Origin of the sequence: Caballeronia fortuita, from assembly GCF_001544835.2 — a bacterium.
GTDB classification, from domain to species: Bacteria; Pseudomonadota; Gammaproteobacteria; order Burkholderiales; family Burkholderiaceae; genus Caballeronia; species Caballeronia fortuita.
In genome coordinates, this window is sequence record NZ_FCNX02000006.1 from 344,370 (window position 1) to 362,770 (window position 18,401).

General features: G+C 64.2%; 17 protein-coding genes. 12 read left to right on the plus strand and 5 right to left on the minus strand.

Going from position 1 to position 18,401, the window contains the following annotated elements:
- Positions 1 to 194 precede the first annotated feature (194 nt).
- From AWB77_RS14355 to AWB77_RS14365, 3 genes are all read left to right on the plus strand, one after another.
- A complete protein-coding gene (locus tag AWB77_RS14355; RefSeq protein ID WP_061135156.1) occupies positions 195 to 1,421 on the plus strand; it encodes a hypothetical protein in 1,227 nt (408 codons plus the stop codon).
- Between the two features lie 71 nt (positions 1,422 to 1,492).
- Entirely contained in the window at positions 1,493 to 3,031 is a 1,539-nt protein-coding gene (locus tag AWB77_RS37200) for a methyl-accepting chemotaxis protein (RefSeq protein ID WP_061135090.1), read from the plus strand.
- A 155-nt stretch (positions 3,032 to 3,186) separates the two neighbouring features.
- Positions 3,187 to 3,462: a hypothetical protein gene (locus AWB77_RS14365; protein ID WP_061135091.1), complete on the plus strand. Its 276-nt coding sequence runs from the start codon at positions 3,187 to 3,189 to the stop codon at positions 3,460 to 3,462.
- A 45-nt stretch (positions 3,463 to 3,507) separates the two neighbouring features.
- Here the strand turns inward: AWB77_RS14365 and AWB77_RS14370 are convergent, their stop codons facing one another.
- Entirely contained in the window at positions 3,508 to 3,942 is a 435-nt protein-coding gene (locus AWB77_RS14370; RefSeq protein WP_061135092.1) for a VOC family protein, read from the minus strand.
- Between the two features lie 115 nt (positions 3,943 to 4,057).
- Between AWB77_RS14370 and AWB77_RS14375 the strand changes: the two genes are divergently transcribed.
- The 3 genes from AWB77_RS14375 (at position 4,058) to AWB77_RS35800 (ending at position 6,504) form a co-directional block, all read left to right on the plus strand.
- Positions 4,058 to 4,984 carry a LysR family transcriptional regulator gene (locus AWB77_RS14375; RefSeq protein ID WP_061135093.1) on the plus strand — a complete coding sequence of 309 codons (927 nt, stop codon included), beginning with the start codon at positions 4,058 to 4,060 and terminating at the stop codon, positions 4,982 to 4,984.
- 36 nt (positions 4,985 to 5,020) lie between these two features.
- Positions 5,021 to 6,130, plus strand: coding sequence for an FUSC family protein (locus AWB77_RS14380; protein WP_061135094.1), 1,110 nt, complete (start codon positions 5,021 to 5,023; stop codon positions 6,128 to 6,130).
- A gap of 92 nt (positions 6,131 to 6,222) precedes the next feature.
- The gene (locus AWB77_RS35800) at positions 6,223 to 6,504 is read left to right on the plus strand and encodes a hypothetical protein (protein ID WP_157694811.1); all 282 of its coding nucleotides are present in this window, start codon (positions 6,223 to 6,225) and stop codon (positions 6,502 to 6,504) included.
- 166 nt (positions 6,505 to 6,670) lie between these two features.
- Here AWB77_RS35800 and AWB77_RS14390 read toward each other — a convergent pair whose 3' ends face one another.
- The gene (locus AWB77_RS14390) at positions 6,671 to 8,554 is read right to left on the minus strand and encodes a PAS domain-containing hybrid sensor histidine kinase/response regulator (protein WP_208601520.1); all 1,884 of its coding nucleotides are present in this window, start codon (positions 8,552 to 8,554) and stop codon (positions 6,671 to 6,673) included.
- A 368-nt stretch (positions 8,555 to 8,922) separates the two neighbouring features.
- Here AWB77_RS14390 and AWB77_RS14395 point away from each other — a divergent pair, with 368 nt between their 5' ends.
- Entirely contained in the window at positions 8,923 to 10,731 is a 1,809-nt protein-coding gene (locus AWB77_RS14395; RefSeq protein WP_061135097.1) for an alkaline phosphatase D family protein, read from the plus strand.
- Between the two features lie 176 nt (positions 10,732 to 10,907).
- On the plus strand, positions 10,908 to 11,135 hold the full coding sequence (locus AWB77_RS14400) for a hypothetical protein (protein WP_061135098.1): 228 nt from the start codon (positions 10,908 to 10,910) through the stop codon (positions 11,133 to 11,135).
- Here the strand turns inward: AWB77_RS14400 and AWB77_RS14405 are convergent.
- Together AWB77_RS14405 and AWB77_RS14410 are read right to left on the minus strand one after the other, a co-directional pair.
- Positions 11,116 to 11,964, minus strand: a complete 849-nt coding sequence (locus tag AWB77_RS14405) for an AAA family ATPase (RefSeq protein ID WP_244158546.1) — start codon at positions 11,962 to 11,964, stop codon at positions 11,116 to 11,118. The two genes, AWB77_RS14400 and AWB77_RS14405, sit on opposite strands and share 20 nt — an antisense overlap.
- Before the next feature lie 32 nt (positions 11,965 to 11,996).
- Positions 11,997 to 13,514: an MDR family MFS transporter gene (locus tag AWB77_RS14410; protein ID WP_061135099.1), complete on the minus strand. Its 1,518-nt coding sequence runs from the start codon at positions 13,512 to 13,514 to the stop codon at positions 11,997 to 11,999.
- Between the two features lie 472 nt (positions 13,515 to 13,986).
- Between AWB77_RS14410 and AWB77_RS14415 the strand changes: the two genes are divergently transcribed.
- Together AWB77_RS14415 and AWB77_RS14420 are read left to right on the plus strand one after the other, a co-directional pair.
- Positions 13,987 to 15,336 carry an ATP-binding protein gene (locus tag AWB77_RS14415; protein ID WP_061135100.1) on the plus strand — a complete coding sequence of 450 codons (1,350 nt, stop codon included), beginning with the start codon at positions 13,987 to 13,989 and terminating at the stop codon, positions 15,334 to 15,336.
- Between the two features lie 175 nt (positions 15,337 to 15,511).
- Complete coding sequence (locus AWB77_RS14420; RefSeq protein ID WP_061135157.1) at positions 15,512 to 16,195, plus strand: response regulator transcription factor; 684 nt, start codon at positions 15,512 to 15,514, stop codon at positions 16,193 to 16,195.
- Between the two features lie 21 nt (positions 16,196 to 16,216).
- Here AWB77_RS14420 and AWB77_RS14425 read toward each other — a convergent pair whose 3' ends face one another.
- Positions 16,217 to 16,411 (minus strand): DUF3563 family protein, encoded by a 195-nt coding sequence (locus tag AWB77_RS14425; protein ID WP_061135101.1) that lies wholly within the window; start codon positions 16,409 to 16,411, stop codon positions 16,217 to 16,219.
- 272 nt (positions 16,412 to 16,683) lie between these two features.
- Between AWB77_RS14425 and AWB77_RS14430 the strand changes: the two genes are divergently transcribed.
- Both AWB77_RS14430 and dinB read left to right on the plus strand, forming a co-directional pair.
- Positions 16,684 to 17,049 carry a hypothetical protein gene (locus AWB77_RS14430; protein ID WP_061135102.1) on the plus strand — a complete coding sequence of 122 codons (366 nt, stop codon included), beginning with the start codon at positions 16,684 to 16,686 and terminating at the stop codon, positions 17,047 to 17,049.
- Positions 17,050 to 17,121: 72 nt separating this feature from the next.
- Positions 17,122 to 18,300: a DNA polymerase IV gene (gene dinB / locus AWB77_RS14435; RefSeq protein WP_061135103.1), complete on the plus strand. Its 1,179-nt coding sequence runs from the start codon at positions 17,122 to 17,124 to the stop codon at positions 18,298 to 18,300.
- The last annotated feature ends 101 nt before the right edge of the window (positions 18,301 to 18,401 follow it).

Consider the following 18,401-nt stretch of genomic DNA (forward strand, 5'->3'; position numbering starts at 1 on the left):
GATGATGGTCGTGACGCCCCGCGTGAGTTTGGTTGCGCGGGGCGTTTCCATTTACGCGGCTTCGCCCGCATTTAAGATTTCTCTGTCTGTTTGTGTGGCTGTACAGGATCGACAATTCCCGATTTTTCCCGGTTGCGGGCGGCAACATCGACTTTCCGATTTTCGCCCGCCGTCTGGCGATGTCGGTGTGTCGAATGAAAGTCTCCAACAAGTACAAACTCCTCGGTTTCTGCAGGTTTTGCATCGTCTTCGTGATGTTGCTCATCTGCGCGGGCAACGTGACCAACAGCGTGTTGCTGAAGTATGGCTTCCGCGACACGCAGCGAGTCGATCACTACGATCAGACCTTCAGTCTTGTCGGCATGATGAACGGGACGGCGCCGCGCCCCTACGTGTATCGCTCCACGCTCGCGAAGGCTGCGAAGCACGCGGCCGAGATGATCGAGCCGTCCGTCCGGGACAAGCTCTTCCGGTCGATCAGAAAGTACGACTCGTTGCGCAATGCCTATTTCAGCGGTGTGCCAGATGCCTACTGGACGCCCGTTACCGCAATCGCCTATCACTTGCTGTATCTCGCGAGCGTGCTCTCGACGATCTTCATCCTGCTGATCGTGTACAGCCTCGCACGGATGCACGACTATCGATTCGGCGCGGCGCTGACGTTCATGGCGGCATTCAGCCTGATCTATCCGCTCACGTTCCAGCAAGGCGGCTACTTCTACGACTTCGCGGAGATGCTCGGCGCATTCGGCGCGTTGTACTTCTTTTTGAAGCGGCGGATGATCGTGTGCACGGTGTTCATCGCGGCGGCGTCGTTCAATAAGGAGACGTTCTTCCTCGTGCCCGTCGCGCTGTTTTTCCTGCACGACCAGGGCGTCGCGATGCCGCTCCGCATCGGCTGGCTCGTGCTGCAACTCGCGTGCTGCGTGGCCGGGCGCCTATACGTGATGAGCGGCTACGCCCACAACGCGGGCGGTTTCGTCGAAGTGCACATTCTCGACAATCTGCGCTTCTGGATGAAGCCAGGCTCATATCTCAGTTTCTACAATCTCGTCGCCAAGGGCGTCTTCACGCCCAGTCTTCAGAATCCGCTGATATCGATTCCGCTCTATGTTTTCTTCCGCGAGGCGTGGAAATCGGCATCGCGGCGCTATCGCCGATATCTCCTGGCGGCGTTCCTGCCGCTCGTTCCGCTCTACGCATGCTTCGGCTTCGGCGATGAAGTGCGCGGCCTCCCGCTGGCGTTTCCCGCGATCGCGCTGCTAACCTTGAGCGCAGCGCACCGCTTTTCGTCGATCTTCGAGCCGTCCACGGACCATTTCGCGCTTCATCGCGTATCTAAAGAACGCGAAGCCTCTGCCGTTAAATTGCAAGCAGCTTTCGTTCACGCGCCCGCGTCGCAAACCCATACGCAAACGTAAAACCATCCGCGATCGGAAGCCGCAAAGCGAGCGCCTGCCCCGGCGCATCCATCGGCCTCTCCAACCAGATCGTGAATAAACTTTCCTTCAAGACCAAGCTCATGAGCACCGTGGGCTTCGTATGGCTCAGTCTGATCCTTCTGTGCACGCTCAACGCGATATCCACGAAACATTCGCTGATGAACAACCGTGAAGGCGCGCTCGCCGAACAGGTGCAATCGGCGACGAGCGTCGTCCGGTTCTACGTGAAGCAGGCGCAAAGCGGCGCGCTGCCCGAGGAAGAGGCGAAGAAGCTCGCCATCGCGAGCGTGCGCGCGATCCGCTATGGCACGAGCGGTTATGTCGGCATTCTCGATTCGAAGATGTTCCAGATCCTGAACCCCGTGCGCCCCGATACGGAAAACAAGATCAACGATTTCGTCGATAGCACCGGCAAGCATTTCACCGGCGAAATCGTGAAGCACGGTCTCGACGGTTCGCACGTCACGACCTATCTTTATCCGAAGCCGGGCGAGACCGAGCCGCTGCCGAAGCTCACTTACGGCGACTACGTGCGCGAATGGGACTGGCACGTCTACACGGGCGCGTATATCGACGATATCGACGCCGCCTTCCATGCAATCGTGTTCAAGTCGCTGCTGCTGATCGGCGTGATCGGCGCGGCGCTGACCTTCGCGATGACGCTCATCATCCGCGGCGTGCTGAAGAGCATCGGCGGCGATCCGCGCGATGCGGCCATCGTCTGCCAGCGCATCGCGGCGGGCGATCTCGCGCAGACCGTGCAAGTGCAGCGCGGCGACGAATCGAGCCTCATGCATTCGATGCACGCGATGCAGTCGCGTCTCACGCAGACCATCGCCCAGATCAAGCTCGTCGCGGACGGCATCACGGCGGCGTCGCGCGAAATCGCGGACGGTCATCACGATCTCTCGTCGCGCACCGAAGAGCAGGCGGCGTCGCTCGCGGAAACGGCATCCAGCATGGAAGAGCTCACGTCGACCGTGCGCCTCAATTCCGACAACGCGGGCGAGGCGTGTCAACTGGCGGCGAGCGCATCGTCGACGGTGGAGAGCGGCAGCGGCGTCGTGCTCGGCGTCGTCGCGACGATGGATCGCATCGCGGGCAGTTCGGAGAAGATCGTCGACATCATCGGCGTGATCGAAGGCATCGCGTTCCAGACCAACATTCTCGCGTTGAACGCGGCGGTCGAAGCGGCGCGCGCGGGCGAGCACGGACGCGGTTTCGCGGTGGTGGCATCGGAAGTGCGCGCGCTCGCGCAGCGTTGCGCGGCGGCGGCGAAAGACGTGAAGACGCTCATCGACGAATCGGTGACGAACGTCACGGCGGGGCAGGACCTCGCCCAGCAATCCGGTGACACGATGAAGCAGATTCTCATGTCGGTCGCGCGCGTGTCGGACATCATGAACGAGATTTCATCGGCATCGACGCAGCAGACGCAGGGCATCGAGCAGGTCGGCGTCGCGATCACGCAGATGGACGCGGTCACGCAGCAGAACGCCGCGCTCGTCGAGCAGGCAACGGCGGCCGCTGCCGCGCTCGCCGTGCAGGCCGAGGAACTGAAGCGCGCCGTCGCGGTGTTTAAAACCTGACGCTGCACGGCGCCAACGTCGGCGAATCGTCAGACCGTGGCATGTCGTGTGCTGATTGACAGAGGCGAACCGGCCGCCGCGTCATCGTGGCGGCCAGCAGGCAGAACAAGCCACGAGCATCGCATTTTGCAATCCGCCAAACAGGAGCTTCCGATATGAAACGATTCGCCCTCTCCGCCGCAGCCGGCGCATTCGCTCTCATCTGCGCGTCTTCCGCTTTCGCGCAGGACAATCCGCCGAGCTCGAACACGGGCCTGCAAGCCGGCGACAATGCGCAAACCACGCAGCCCGCGCACAGGTCGACGCATTCGACGCATTCGAAGAAAATGCACAAGAGCACGATGAACTCGGGCCCGTCCAATCAGCCGAGCGGCACCGCGACGCCGAGCGGCCCGGGCGCGCCGGTCAGCGCGAGCGGCTCGGGTCAGTAAAGCGCCAGAGCATCGAAAAAACGGGACGCCGCGGCGTCCCGTTTTTCATTTCGCGAACAGCGACGACATATCCGCGAACGCCTTGATCTCGACCGCATTGCCCGACGGATCGAGGAAGAACATCGTCGCCTGTTCGCCGACTTCGCCCTTGAAGCGCACGTGCGGCTCGATGATGAAGCGCGTGCCCGCCGCGCGCAGTTTCGCGGCGAGCGCTTCCCATTGCGGAATCGACAGCACGGCGCCGAAGTGGCGCACCGGCACCGCGTCGCCATCGACGGCGCTCGTCGTGCGATGTCCGCATTCGTCCGGCGCGAGATGCGCGACGATCTGATGGCCGTAGAAATCGAAATCCACCCAGGCGTCGGAACTGCGGCCTTCCGGGCAGCCGAGCAGCTCGCCATAGAACTCGCGCGCGGCGGCGAGGCTGTGAACGGGGAACGCGAGGTGAAACGGCGGCATGGCGTGCTGAGTCGTGCTCATGGCGATCAATCCTTTCTTCGACGTGTGGGAACCGGAACCACAGTGTATTGATGAATAAATATGTTGAAAAACGATATATTGCGGGAGTCAGCTCCAATATTTTCGATGAATCGACATGCTTCGCGAACTTCGCACTTTCATCGCGGTGGCGCGTTACGGCACGTTCTCAGGCGCGGGCGCACACATCGGCCTCACGCAATCGGCCGTGAGCGCGCAGATGCAGCGTCTCGAAGCGCATCTGGGCGTCGCGCTGTTCGACCGCACCGGCCGCTCGGCGACGCTCAACAAGGCGGGCCGGCGCACGCTCGAACTCGCCGACGAACTGATCGCGCTGTACGCGCGCCTCGCGTCGCCGGAAGACGAGCACGGGCGCGGCGGCTCGCTGTCGGTGGGCGCGATCGCGTCGGCGCATGCGGCGCTTTTGCCCGATGCCATCGGCGCGTTCAGGCGCGCGCTGCCCGCGTGGCGCATCCGCCTCGTGCCGGGCGTGTCGCTCAATCTGCTCGCGGGCGTCGATGCCGGCGAGATCGACATGGCCGTCATCATCCGTCCGCCGTTCTCGATGCCCGCCGAACTGCGCTGGCGCACACTCTCGGCGGAGCCGTTCGTGCTCCTCGCGCCCGCCTCGAAAAAAGGCGCGGACTGGCGCGAACTGATCGAATCGGAGCCGTTTATCCGCTATGACCGTCGTTCGTTCGGCGGCCGGCAAGTGGACGCGTTTCTGGCGCGCCGCCGCATCGCGGTACGCGATTCGATCGAAGTCGACGAACTGCCGGGCATCGCGCAACTGGTCGCACGCGGACTGGGCGTGGCGCTCGTGCCGGTGTCGGACGGCATCGGACCGTGGCCGCGCGGCGCAGTGGCGCTCGATCTGGGCGACGATACGTTTCATCGCGAGATAGGGCTCGTCGAGCGTGTGCGCCGCGTAAAGAACGACGAGCCGGACGCGGCGGCGCGTCTTGCCGGCTGTATCGTCGCGGCGGCGGAGCGCGGTGCGCCAGGCCCGGCCGTCAAACGCGCACGCGGAGGCGGCGCGGCCTAGAATGCGTGGCAGGTCCGTTTCCCCAGGGATATGCCAATGGACGACGACCAGCACATCGGCGGCGCGAAGCCGCGTCGCGTGGATGCGGGCGCACAACGCGTGAATGCGGCGCTCGCGTGGCTCGACCGGATCGATCCGGGCACGCATCGGCGCATCAAGGGTCTGCGGCTCGTCACCGCGTACGGCCTCGCGGCGGCGCTCGGCACGTTGCAGGACGTGACGCAGAGCGTGCCGGCGGGCGTGTCGGTGGGCGCGCTCGCGGGCGGCTTCGCGTTGTGGGCGAGCGTGTCCGAGGCGCGCGCGACGCGCCTCGCGTCGAGCCGCGATCTCGCCGTGTTGTGCATCGCGGCCGCGTTCGGCGCGCTCGCGTTCACGTTTTTCGCGCCGATGCTGCGCGGCTTCGGACGTGGCGGCGCGGAGCTGATTCTCGTGTCGGGCGCGTTCCTCGCGGGCTATCTGAAGCGCTTCGGGGTGATCGGCGCGGGCATCGGCTCGCAGCTTTATATCGGCCAGTTGCTCGCTTACGGGATGGATCTGCGCCCCGGCGATGCATGGGCGATCCTGCTCGCGCTGCCGATCGGCATGCTCGCGTCCATCGTGCCGCGCGTGCTGAGCGGACCGGCGGAGCATCCGGCGGTGTTGCCGGCGCTCGCGTCCGAGCCCGCTTACGGGCGATACGCGATCTCGCCCGCGTTCGCAATGGGCCTGCAGGCGGCGTGCGGCGCGCTCGTCGTCGTGGCGTTGAACCGATTGTTCGGGCTGGCGGAATCCGCGTGGGCGATCACGGCGTGCGTGTATGTCGTGGCGACGTCGGCGGTCGGCACGGCCGAGCGCGTGCGGCGGCGCATCTACGGGACGCTCGTCGGCGTGCCGATCGGCATCGTGTGTCTGCCGCTCGCGGAGCATTGGCCGCTCGTCGTCTGGGCCTTGTCCGCGTTCGCGATGATCGTCTACGCGATGGCGCTGCCCGAGCGCTACGACATCGCGTGCGGGGCGTTCGCCTTCGTGCTTATCGTGACGCTCGCGGCGAGCGGTGTGCATTCGCTGGAACTCCTGACCGCGCGCGCGTGGGAGACGTTGCTCGGCGGGGCGCTCGGGCTGATCGCGTCGCGCGTCGTGTTTCCGTTGCGGCTCGTGCGGGCTTGAGCGTTGAGCGTTGCGCGTGCGTGCTCGGCGACACGCACGCGCTGACCGGCTGACGCTACGCGCAGCGCGCGCCTTCGGCCAGAGATGCTTCAATGCGCGGCGATCGTGTGGTCATGCGGCATGCCCGCATTTCGGTACTCCGGTTGCGGACGGCCAGCATCGTGATATTCCATTTGCGGACGGCCCGCTTCGCGATGCTCCATCTGCGGACGGCCAGCATCCCGATGTTCCATCTGGTGATGCCCCGCATCATGATGCCAGCGTTCATCATGATGTTCGGCTTTGTGGGCGGATGCAGCGGCGGCGAAAGTCAGGCAGACGATTGCGAAGGCAGCGAGTTTGATTTTCATGAAAACTGTTTTCTTCCAGAATGAATCGGACGCGACGTTGCGTCAGTGCGGCTAACGGCGCGCTGCCTGCATGCGTTGACCCTGCGCTGGCGAGTGACAGTTGTTGACAATACGGCGTATTACGAGATGAACGGTCAGCGAAGAGGCGCGACCGTTCGGACATCGAAGAATCGCGCGCGGCGAGCGCGGCTCACCGCTGCGCCGCTTTCTCCAGCAACCGGTCCAGCACGTCGAAATCCACCGGTTTCACCAGATGCGCATCGAAGCCCGCCTGCGCGGAGCGTTCCTTGTCGCTGTCCTGTCCGAAGCCCGTCATCGCGATGACGGTCGCGCCGCCCAGCAGCCGTTGCGAGCGCAAGGTCCGCAGCACCGCGTAGCCGTCCAGGTCGGGCAATGCGAGATCGAGCAGCACCACTTCCGGCGGAAAATGCCGTATCACGTCGAGCCCTTCCTTGCCGTGATAGGCGATGCGCACGTCGTGTCCCTTCATCTGCAGCAGCATCGCGAGGCTGTCGGCGGAATCCTGATTGTCGTCGATGACCACGATGCGCAAGCCGCTGCCCGCCGCCTGCGCCGCACTCTGCGCGAGCACGCGATGCGGCCGCGGCGCATCGTGATCGGACGCATAGGGCAGGCGCACGGTAAAGGTGCTGCCCCGATTCGGGCCGCCGCTTGCCGCGCTGATCGAGCCGCCGTGCATCTCGACGATCGAGCGGCACAGCGTAAGCCCGATGCCGAGCCCGGCCTCGCCCGGATTGAGATAGTGATCTTCCTGCACGAACAGATCGAAGATGGACGCGAGGCCCTTCTGCGAGATGCCGCGTCCTTCGTCGATCACTTTGATCAGCAGCGCGGCCGCCTCGCATTCGACTTCGATCGTGATCGTGCTCGCGCGCGGCGAAAACTTCGACGCGTTGTTGAGCAGGTTCTGCACGACCTGCACGAGCCGCGTGCAGTCCCCCATGACGATGACCGGCTCGGACGGCAGCATCGTCACGACGCGCTGCGCGCGCTCGTCCGTGAACGGATGCACGAGTTCGAGGCTGCGCGCGACGATGTCGCTCACTTCCACGCGCGTCATGCGCAGATCGATCTTGCCGGTGGTGATGCGGCCCATGTCGAGCAGATCGTCGACGAGCCGCCCGAGATGCGATGTCTGCCGGTCGATGATGTCGCGGCAGGCCGCGATGCGCTCCGGCACGTCCGCTTCCATCTGCATCACGCCGACCGCGTTGCGCACCGGCGCGAGTGGATTGCGCAGTTCGTGCGCGAGCGTCGCGAGAAACTCGCTGATGCGCCGCGACGAGACTTCGAGCTGTTCGAGACGCTTTCTTTCGCTCATGTCGCGCGTGACTTTCGCGAAGCCGCGCAGCACGCGATGCTCGTCGTAGACGGCCGTGATCACGACGTTCGCCCAGAAGAGCGAGCCGTCCTTGCGCACGCGCCAGCCCTCGTTCTCGACGCGCCCTGTGCGGATCGCCGTCTGCAATTCGATTTCGGGAAGATTGGCGTCGAGATCCTCGGGGCAATAGAACGTCGAAAAATGCTTGCCGAGAATTTCCGATGGCTTATAACCCTTGATGCGCATTGCGCCCGTGTTCCAGCTCGCGATGTGGCCGTTTGTATCGAGCATGAAGATCGCGTAGTCGCTCACGCTTTCGACCAGCAGCCGGAAGCGTTCTTCCGACAGCCGCAGCTTGTCTTCCTCGGCGCGCTTCGCGGTGAGATCGCGCGTGTATTTCGCGTAGCCGATGATGTCGCCCTTCGTATTGCGCGCCGCCGTGATGACCACATTGGCCCAGAAAAGCGAGCCGTCCTTGCGCACGCGCCAGCCTTCGTCCTCGAAGCGGCCCGTCGCATACGCCTGCTTCAGCTCGTACTCCGGCCAGCCGCGCGCCACCGATTCCGCAGTGTAGAAGCGCGACAGATGCTGCCCGATGATCTCGTGCGCCTCGTAGCCCTTGATTTTGCGCGCGCCCTTGTTCCAGCTCGTGATGCGGCCGTTCAGGTCGAGCATGAAGATGGCGCAGTCCTCGATCGCATCGACGAGCGCGTGATATTGCGGCTCGCTCATCGAGGGCTCGGAGAGTGCATGGCGAATGGGGTCGGGCGTGAAAGCGGCTTTGGATCGAGTCATGGTTCGGGTTGGGCAACGGCGGACGAATCCTGGACAAAGCCGCCGACGCCACAGTCTACCCGCAGCCCCGGCATCGCTGCCACGTCTTTGTAAGGGAAGTAGCTAGCGCCGTGCCGTCAACGAAACGTCCCTTGACAGGGCGCGGCGGGATTTCTAGCTTTTAGTCATTTCAATCTCTTTGCGTTTCTTGCTTTGCTTATCCGCCGGAAAGAGAGCGGCGCTCATCCGTCGGATGACACGGTCGACGCATCAAGCGAACTCCCGCCTGGCCCGCATCGTTTCGACGCCTGCCAACGGAGGCTCTGATGGATCGTCGCCGCTTTCTCTCCCTGTCCACGTTCTATACCGTCGCAGCCGCTACCGGCACGCTCGCCGCCTGCCATTCCGGCGACGACGACAACGGCAACGGCAACAACACCGGCAACGGCGGATCGACGCCGCCGCCAGCGGGCGCATTCGCGTTTCCGCAAGGCGTCGCGAGCGGCGATCCGCGCGATGTCTCCGCCGTGTTCTGGACCCGCTGCATAGCGAACGCGGGCGCGGCGGCGGCGTCGCCGGTCGCAGTGACCTTGCAGGTGTCCACGCAGCAAGGTTTTTCGACGCTCGTTGCGAGCGTGCCGCTGAACGCCGTGTCCGATTACGACTTCACCGTGCGCGCGAAAGTCACGGGACTCGCGTCGAAAACGACGTATTTCTATCGATTCATCGCGGGCAGCGACATCAGCGCGACCGGCACGACGCGCACGGCGGCCGCCGCGAACGAAGCGCTCGCGCAACTGCGTTTCGCGTGGTTCGTGTGCCAGAACTGGAGCGCGAACCACTGGCAGGCGATGTCGCTGCTCGCCGCGGAAACGGATCTCGACTTCGTCGTGCATCTCGGCGACTACATCTACGAAGCGGGTTTCGCGGCGCAGCCAGGCACGGTCGAGCCCGCGCATCCGGCCATCACGCTGCCAAGCGGCGGCGCCTACGCGAGCACGCTCGACGACTACCGCACGCTGTATCGCACGTACCGGAGCGATGCGCGGCTGCAGAACGTGCATGCGCGTTTTCCGGTCATCGCGATCTGGGACGATCACGAATTCTCCGACGACTGCTGGCAGGATCATCAGACCTACACGAACACAAACCTTCAGCAGACCGTGCGCCGGCGCAGCGCGAATCAGGCATGGGCGGAATATTTGCCGGTCGACTGGGGGGATGTCTCGTTCGATCTGAACAACGCGGCATACGACAACATCCGCATCTATCGCGACTTCCACTTCGGCTCGCTCATACATCTCGTGATGACCGACGAACGGCTTTATCGCGACGATCATGTCGTCAGCGAAGCGTCGATCGCGCAGGCGCTCGGGCACGATCCGGTCAATGGCAACGATCTCGTCGGCTCGCGATACTTCGTCCCGCAACCGGTGCTCGCGCAATTCGAGGCCGCCGACACGCAACGGCTCGGCCGCGCGCCGTCGATTCTCGGCCCCGTGCAGACGCAATGGTGGAAGGACACGTTGAAGGCTTCCACGTCGATATGGAAAGTGTGGGGCAACGAAGTGATGATGAACCGCATGTGGCTCGATCTTTCGTCGCTCGCGCCCGCGCCCGACAACGTCGTCTTCGTGCTCGACTGCGACGCGTGGGACGGTTATCCCACGCACAAGGCGGATCTCCTGTCGTTCGTGAAGGCGCAGGGCATCGCGAATCTCGTCGCGATCACGGGCGATCTGCACGCATTCCAGGCGGGCATCGTGCGCGACGTGCCCGATCCCGCGAAAGGCACGCCGGTGATGATCGATCTGATGTCCGCGGGCATCAGCAGCCAGCCGTTCTTCGAGGACGTGAAGACATATGCGGCGGGCATGCCGCTCGCCTCGCTGATCAGCTCATCGGCGCTTTTCGACAGCTTCATTCGCCAGAACAATCCCGACATGCTCTATGCGGATCACGACGGCATCGGCTATGCAACGGCGACGGTCACGCCGACGCAGTTCATCGCGATCTTCAACAAGGTGAAGTTTCTCGATGCCGGCGGTGCCGCGCCGTCATCGCCGCTGCAGAAGCGCACGCGTCTCACGATCAACGCGGGCGCGGTGTCCGTCGCTGTCGAGGACAACGTATGAACGCGCCACGCGCTTCATAGCGCCGCACATCCATCCATTTTTATCCTTGCTTCTGAGGGGATTTCAACGCCGGTTCACGCACGTAGACTGCGTGCACATTTCAGAAGGTCGGTTGCTGGCAGGCAGTGCAATGAGGCCGATTGAAGTGGCTATGTGAAACCCTCAGGAGCACTATCATGACCGGCAATCTCAAAGGCATCATCTTCGTCGTCGCGCTCGCGGGCGCTTCCTATGCGCTCGCGAGCGGCTACGGTCCCGCGCCGCATTATTCTCCGATGGACGGCGCGCCCACGTCGCAGCAAGGCATGAACATGCAGACCGTCGCCCAGGATGCGCAGCAGGGCAACGACGCGAGCACCGACAAGTCGAAGCAGGACAGTCCGCTCATTCAGGCGCAGGATTGAGCGTGTCCGCATGAGGCCGCGTCCCGCTGGCCTTATCGGCGGGATGCGCGGCGGGATGTGTGGCGGAATGCGCGCCATGTTCGCCGTCGAGCAGCGTGCGCAACATGCGCCCGGGATTGGCGAGAAACGCGCGCGTCACCTTGAAATGCTCTGTGTCTTCGTATGCGACGCGCTCGATGCCTTCCGCGCTGAACTGATAGATCCAGGCATCGGGGTACGCCATCAATATCGGCGAATGCGTGGCGATGATGAACTGCGAGTCGTCGCAAGCAAGGTCGTGGATGCGCGCGAGCGCGGCGAGCTGGCGTTGCGGCGAGAGCGCGGCCTCGGGTTCGTCGAGCAGATAAAGCCCCTTGCCGCCGAAGCGCTCCATCAGCAGCGTGAGAAACGACTCGCCATGCGACTGCTCATGCAGCGACTTGCCGCCGTATGACGAGATGATCGGCGGGCCGAAGCCGGGTTCGTCGTCGAGTTGCTCGATTTGCGTCGCCACGTTGAAGAAGCTCTCCGCGCGCAGAAAGAAGCCGTCGCGCGGACGTTTGAAGCCCTTCGCGATGCGCAGATACTCGTGCAGCGGCGAGTGCGACACGCGCGTGCCGAAGCGGAAATTTTTCGTGCCGCCCTCCGGATTGAAGCCCATCGATACGGCGATCGCTTCCAGCAACGTCGACTTGCCCGTGCCGTTTTCGCCGACGAGAAAGGTGACCTTCGGATGCGGTTCGAGCGTATCGAGCGCGCGCACGGCGGGCAGGGAAAACGGATAGGCGTCGAAGGACGGCGTCTTGTCGCGCATGAGCGTGATGCGGCTGACGTACTGGCTCGAGATCATCGCGGCGCGGTCAGTGAACCCTCGGCGAAACGTCAGTGGAACGCCTGATTCGCGGCGTTTTTCGCGTCGCTCGCGCCGACTGCCGCGACCGTTTCCTTCGCGCGGCCGATTTCGATCTTCGGCATGAACAGCATCGCGACGACGGTGCCGAGCGCGATCACGAACATCGCCGTAAACGTGAGGTGCAGCGAATGATGCAGCACGAGGCGAATCTCGTTGTTCATCGAAAAATCGCCGGGCACGGTGGACAGCAGTTGCTTCAACTGGTCCGCATGCACGGGCGGCAGGCCGTCCGTGTGCGTGAGGCCGTAGTTCTGCACCGCGCCGAACACGGCGGCGCCGAGCGTGTTGCCGAGATTGCGCGAGAACAGGTTCGACGCAGTCGCGCTGCCGCGTTCGAGCGGCTGCACGATCTCCTGAATCAGGATGAGGCACGACACGCTCGTGATACCCATGCCGAAGCCCAGCACCGCCGAGCCGATGCCCGCCCAGACCGGACTCGATTGCGGACCGAGCAGCACGAACGGCAACGCGCCGAGCGGAATGAACACCGGTCCGATCATCAACAGACGCCTGAGACCGATGCGGCTGAACGAGCGCGACGTGAAGGTCGCGCCGCTCGGCCAGCCGATCATCATCATCGTGAGCGCGAGGCCCGCTTCGACCGGCGTGCGATGCATCACGCCCTGCACGTACATCGGCAGGAAGGTGGTGAGGCCCATCATCGCCATGCCGGCGAGAAGGGTCGCGACGTTGCTCGCCGCGATCGGCCGATGCGACCACAGCGCGAACGAGATCATCGGATCGCTCGCGCGCCGTTCCTGCACGACGAAGCCCACGATCGAGAGCACGAACACGGCGATCTCCACGCCGACGCGCATGTTGCTCGCGTGGCCGGCGTCGGTGAGCGCCATCATCAGCGCGGCGACGGCGGCGGTGAAAAAGAACGCGCCCGCGAGATCGATCGCCGGGCGGTCATGGCGCTTCTCCTCGTGCAGGAAGAGCATGAAGAGCAGTGCGGCCAGAATGCCGATCGGCACGTTGATCCAGAAGATCCATGCCCACGAGAACTGGCGGATCAGCAGGCCGCCGACCATCGGCCCGAGCACCGCGGACACCGCCCACACGCTCGCGAGATAGCCCTGCACCTTGCCGCGTTCGCGCGCCGGATAGAGATCGCCGACGACCGTCAGCGCGACCGGCAGGATCGCGCCCGCGCCGACGCCCTGAATCAGCCGGAAGACGATCATCGCGGGCATCGACCATGCGAAGCCGGCGAGCACCGAGCCGACCAGGAAGATCGCGATGCCCGCGAGAATCGCCGGCTTGCGGCCGTACAGGTCCGCGAGCTTGCCGAACACGACCGTGAGCGCGGTCTGCGTGAGCAGGAACGACGAGAACACCCAGCTATAGAGATTGAGGCCGCCGAGCTGCGTGGCGATTTGCGGCATCGCGGTGGAAACGATGGTGGCCTCGATCGCGACCATGGCCATCGATGCCATCACCGCGGCAATGACGAGGGGACGTGCGGTTTGTCTGTTCTGTGACATGCGGATTGGATAGGCCTATTGCCCGCCGCGCGAGCCCCGCAAGAGGCGAGCGGACAGGCCATGCCCGAAAGATGGAGATGCGGCGGCGACGCTCGAGGCTTGCGGATTCCTTGCAGCCGAAGCAATGTCGCCGATGAAAAAGCGCCGGATGCAATGTTATCCCGCCGCGCGGATCGCTGCTCGATGCCGCCGCCCGGTGTATTGATTCAACGCGCTCATTCAACGCTAATTGTTCGCGCCTACGCTTCTTTACGTGGACGGGCAGCATGCTTACGCGAGCAATCCGGCGGCCCGCTTCACACATCTCCTCAGCCTTGGCGCCGGCCGTGAACGGACCGGCGCCTTTTTTTCTCCCGCGCTTCGCGCATCTTTCACGCTCATGCCGTCTTTCAGACCGAACGCCCCGGGAATGTCGCCTAAAATCGAACGGGCCGGCGCATCGCGCCGTCCCTTTCCGGAGCGGCGGACCCGAATGATCAAATCACTGAAGAATCAGCTGGTGCTCGCGCTCGGGCTGCTCGTCAGCGTGATCGGCGTGGTGCAGGGCGTGAGTTCGTATCAGTTGAGCAAGACCGGCATGAACGCGCTGCTCGACATGCGCCTCGAACAAGTGGCCGCGCGCCTGCGCGACGGCCTGGCCGAAAGCCTGCCGAAAAATCCGGCGCGCGGCACGCAGGACGAACGCGATGTCGTCGCCGTCGTATGGAAACCGGGGCAGGACGTGCCGTTCCGCACGACCGAGCCGTCGCTGCATTTCCCGCGTGACGCGCAGCCGGGTTTCTCGGGCGCCGTCGTCAACGGCGAGCAATGGCGCATCTTCACGCGCCAGGAGCCGACGATGACCATTCAGGTCGCGCAACGCTCGTCGATACGCCGCGAAATCACGCAGGAAGCCGCGACGCAGACGCTCTGGCCGATCGCCGTGCTGCTGCCGCTCGTGTGGATCGCGGTCGCGCTCGTCGTGCGGCGCTCGCTGCGTCAGTTGAACGAGCTCGGCGCGGAAGTGCAGGGCATCGACATGGGTCATCTGCAGCCGCTGCCGACCGTCGGCGTGCCCACGGAAATCGCGCCCTTCATCCATTCGATCAACACGATGATCGAGCGCCTCGCGACATCGATCGAAAAGGAGCGCAAGTTCATCGCCGATGCCGCGCACGAATTGCGCACGCCGCTCACCGCACTCCAGCTTCAGGCCGACAACCTCGCGCCGCACATCTATCCCGGCAATCAGGAGCGCTTCCAGGAGTTGCGCCAAGGCATCGCGCGCAGCGGCAAGCTGATCGCGCAGCTTCTGCGGCTCGCGCGCGCCGATGCGCCGGTGAACGGCGCGCCGCTCGCGCGCGTCGATCTGTCGGACGTGGTGACGGGCGCCGTCGCCGACGTGCTGCCGATCGCGCTCGCACGCGGCATGGATATCGGCGCGGAGAAAATGGTGACCGCGCACGTGCGCGCGGTGGAAACCGACATCGGCATGGCGGTGAAGAATCTCGTGTCGAACGCGGTGCGTTATACGCCCGATGGCGGCACGATCGATCTCTATATGCGACGCGACGGCGACATGGTCTGGGTCGACGTGATCGACGACGGACCGGGCATCGACGAAACATTGCTGCCGCGCGTGTTCGACCGCTTCTTCCGCGCCAATCCGGACGTGGAGGGCAGCGGCCTCGGCTTGTCGATCGTGAAGGCAATCGCCGCGCGCTACGGCGGCGACGTGACGCTGAAAAATCGCAGCGACGGTAAATCGGGCATCGTTGCGTCGATCGGCTTTCCCGTCGAGGAAGTGACGCAGAACACACCGGCGGCCGCGTTGAATCTTTAGCTATTTGCGCGCGATTCGACGACGATTACAATGCATTCGCTGCGTGGCGCGAAGCGATCTTCGCCGGTCGGTACAAGAGGCAGAAAGAAGCAAAAAGACCGGTCGTGCAGTTCGGATCCTTCGGCCGCATTCCGGGCGCGTGGCGCGCGCCATTCTCGCGGGACGCGGGTGGAATATGCGAATTCTCCTGATCGAAGACGACGTGCAGATCGGCACGAGTCTCATGCGTGCGCTCAAGGATGCCGATTACGCCGTCGACTGGGTGCGCGACGGCAACGCGGGCCGCGAGGCGATCCACGCCGCCGAGTACACCGTCGTGCTGCTGGATCTCGGCTTGCCGGGCATGACCGGCATCGAACTCCTGCGACAGGCGCGCACGGCCGGCAACGCGACGCCGGTGCTGATCCTCACCGCGCGCGACGATCTCGACACACGCGTGCAGGGTCTCGATCTCGGCGCCGATGACTATCTGCTCAAACCCTTCGACATGCCCGAACTGCTCGCACGCATCCGCGCGGTGCTGCGGCGCAAGGCGGGCTACGCGGTCTCGCGTCTCGGCGACGATTCCCTAAGCCTCAATCTCGATCAGCGCACGCTCACGTGCGGCGAGAATTCGGGCGTGCTGTCCGCGCGCGAATTCGCGTTGATGCACGCGCTGCTCGAACGTCCCGGCACGATCTTCTCGCGCGATCAGCTCGAAGACCGGCTCTACGGCTGGGGCAAGGAAGTGGAGAGCAACGCCGTCGACGTGCTGATCCATTCGGTGCGCAAGAAATTCGGCGCGGGCGTGATCCGCAACGTGCGAGGACTTGGCTGGACGGTGATGCTCGGTCAGGCGGGCCGCGAGGATGCGAAGTAGCGCGCGCATCGGCGTCGCGGCTCAGCCGATGTCGTTCCGGCGTCCGAGCGCGCCGCAAAAATACATGCTGTACGCGTGATCCTGCGTTTCGATCTGGCGCATGCGCCGTTCAAGATCGGCGAGATCGTTCGACGACGCAAGATAAGCGTCGCGCGCTTCGTGCGCGGTGCGGATCGAAAAGAGATGGTCGATGGAATGAGAAAGACGTTCAAACATGATGTGCTCCCGTCGTCGAAAGAAGGCTGCTGAATCGGTCAGTCGATCCAGTCGATGAGGCCGACGAAAGCAGGTTAAGCCGCATGAATTAGATGCGAATGAGCCGGCCGGCGCGCACGACGTGCGCTTCGCATGACCCAAGCGTTCGCCAACGCACCGTCAGGGAAAGCGCGCCGGAGGGAGGCAGTGCCGCGTCGCACCATCCCGTGCTATCGTGTTTCACAGGGATTCCACACGGAAGCATTCGTCGATCGTCTCTCGTGAAGGCCGCCATGAACGATGTGTCTCGTACCCTCAGTGCCCGCGACCGCGTCGAGTTGCTTTGCTGGCTCACGTGCGGGAGTCTCGGCGCGTTCTATCTGAACGGCGACTGGCCCGCGCCCTCGTTTCACGTGCAGGCGGCGCACAAGTGGCTCGACCGGCATCAGCGGTTCGCGGACTGGCTCACGGTCGCGAAACTCGCTGCCATCGCGCGCGAAATCGCCACGCAACATTGCGCGATGCTCGAAGCGGACTGGGCGCGCGACGCCGTCGAGGAAATCCTCGATAGCGAAGACCTCAACTATCAATCGGATGTCGTGCGGCAGGTTTTCGACGATTGCCGCCGCGCGCTCGCGGAAAAGCGCACGCCGGAATGAATCGCTGGGCGGACACTGGCGCGAATTACTGTATGGATGTACAGTAGGCCATTTTCAGTTCTCCTCGCCGCGATGGACGCGCCGTCTCACGCACCCGCACCGCGCCGCATCGCGCATCTCGACATGGATGCGTTCTTCGCGTCGGTCGAACTTCTCCGATATCCCGAACTACGCGGCATGCCGGTCGTCGTCGGCGGCGGCCGCGACGCCATGCCGGAAACGCTGCCCGACGGCACGCGGCGCTTTCGCCGCCTGCGCGATTACGCGGGACGCGGCGTCGTGACCACGTCCACCTATGAGGCGCGGAAGTTCGGTGTGTTCTCCGCAATGGGCATGATGAAAGCCGCGCTGCTCGCGCCCGACGCGATTCTTCTGCCGACCGATTTCGAGTCGTATCGCCATTACTCCCGGCTGTTCAAGGCGGCGGTCGCGGCGTTCACGTCGCAGATCGAGAACCGCGGCATCGACGAGATTTATATCGACGTCAGCGATCTGCCCGGCACATCCACCGAGATCGGCCAGCGCATGAAAGACGCCGTGCACGATGCGACCGGGCTCACGTGCTCCATTTGCATCGCGCCGAACAAGCTGCTTGCGAAGATCGGCTCGGAACTCGACAAGCCCGATGGCCTGACCATCCTCACGATGGACGACCTGCACACGCGCATCTGGCCGCTCGCCGCGCGCAAGGTGAACGGCATCGGGCCGAAGGCGAACGAGCGGCTCGCGGCGCTCGGCATCGTGACCGTGGGCGATATCGCCGCCGCCGATCCCGGTTTCCTGCAAACGCATTTCGGTCATACGTATGCCGCGTGGCTCGCCCGCATCGCGCAGGGACAGGACGAGCGGCCGGTCGTGGTGAGTTCCACGCCCAAGTCGATGAGCCGCGAGACGACCTTCGAGCGCGACTTTCATCCGAAGCAGGATCGCGCGACGCTCTCCGCCGAGTTCACGCGGCTGTGCGCGCGTGTCGCCGAAGACTTGCAGCGCAAGGGCTATGTCGGGCGCACGGTCGGCATCAAGCTGCGCTTCGACGATTTCCGCACCGTGACGCGCGACCTGACCGTGCCCGTCGCGACCGCCGATCCCATCGAGATCCGCCGCGCTGCGACCGAATGCCTGAAGCGCATCGTGCTCGACCGGCGCATCCGGCTGCTCGGCGTGCGCGTCAGTGCGCTCGCGGGACGCGACGAAAGCGGCATCGTCGAGCCGGTTCAGGTGGAATTGCCGTTCGATATCGCCGGGGAATGACGCGCGCCTTATTTCCATAGGCGCATAACGTAATCGCAGATGCTTCGTTGCAGCGCGCCGCACCGCGCGCTAGATTGTTCGCTTCCCCTGGTTACCGATTC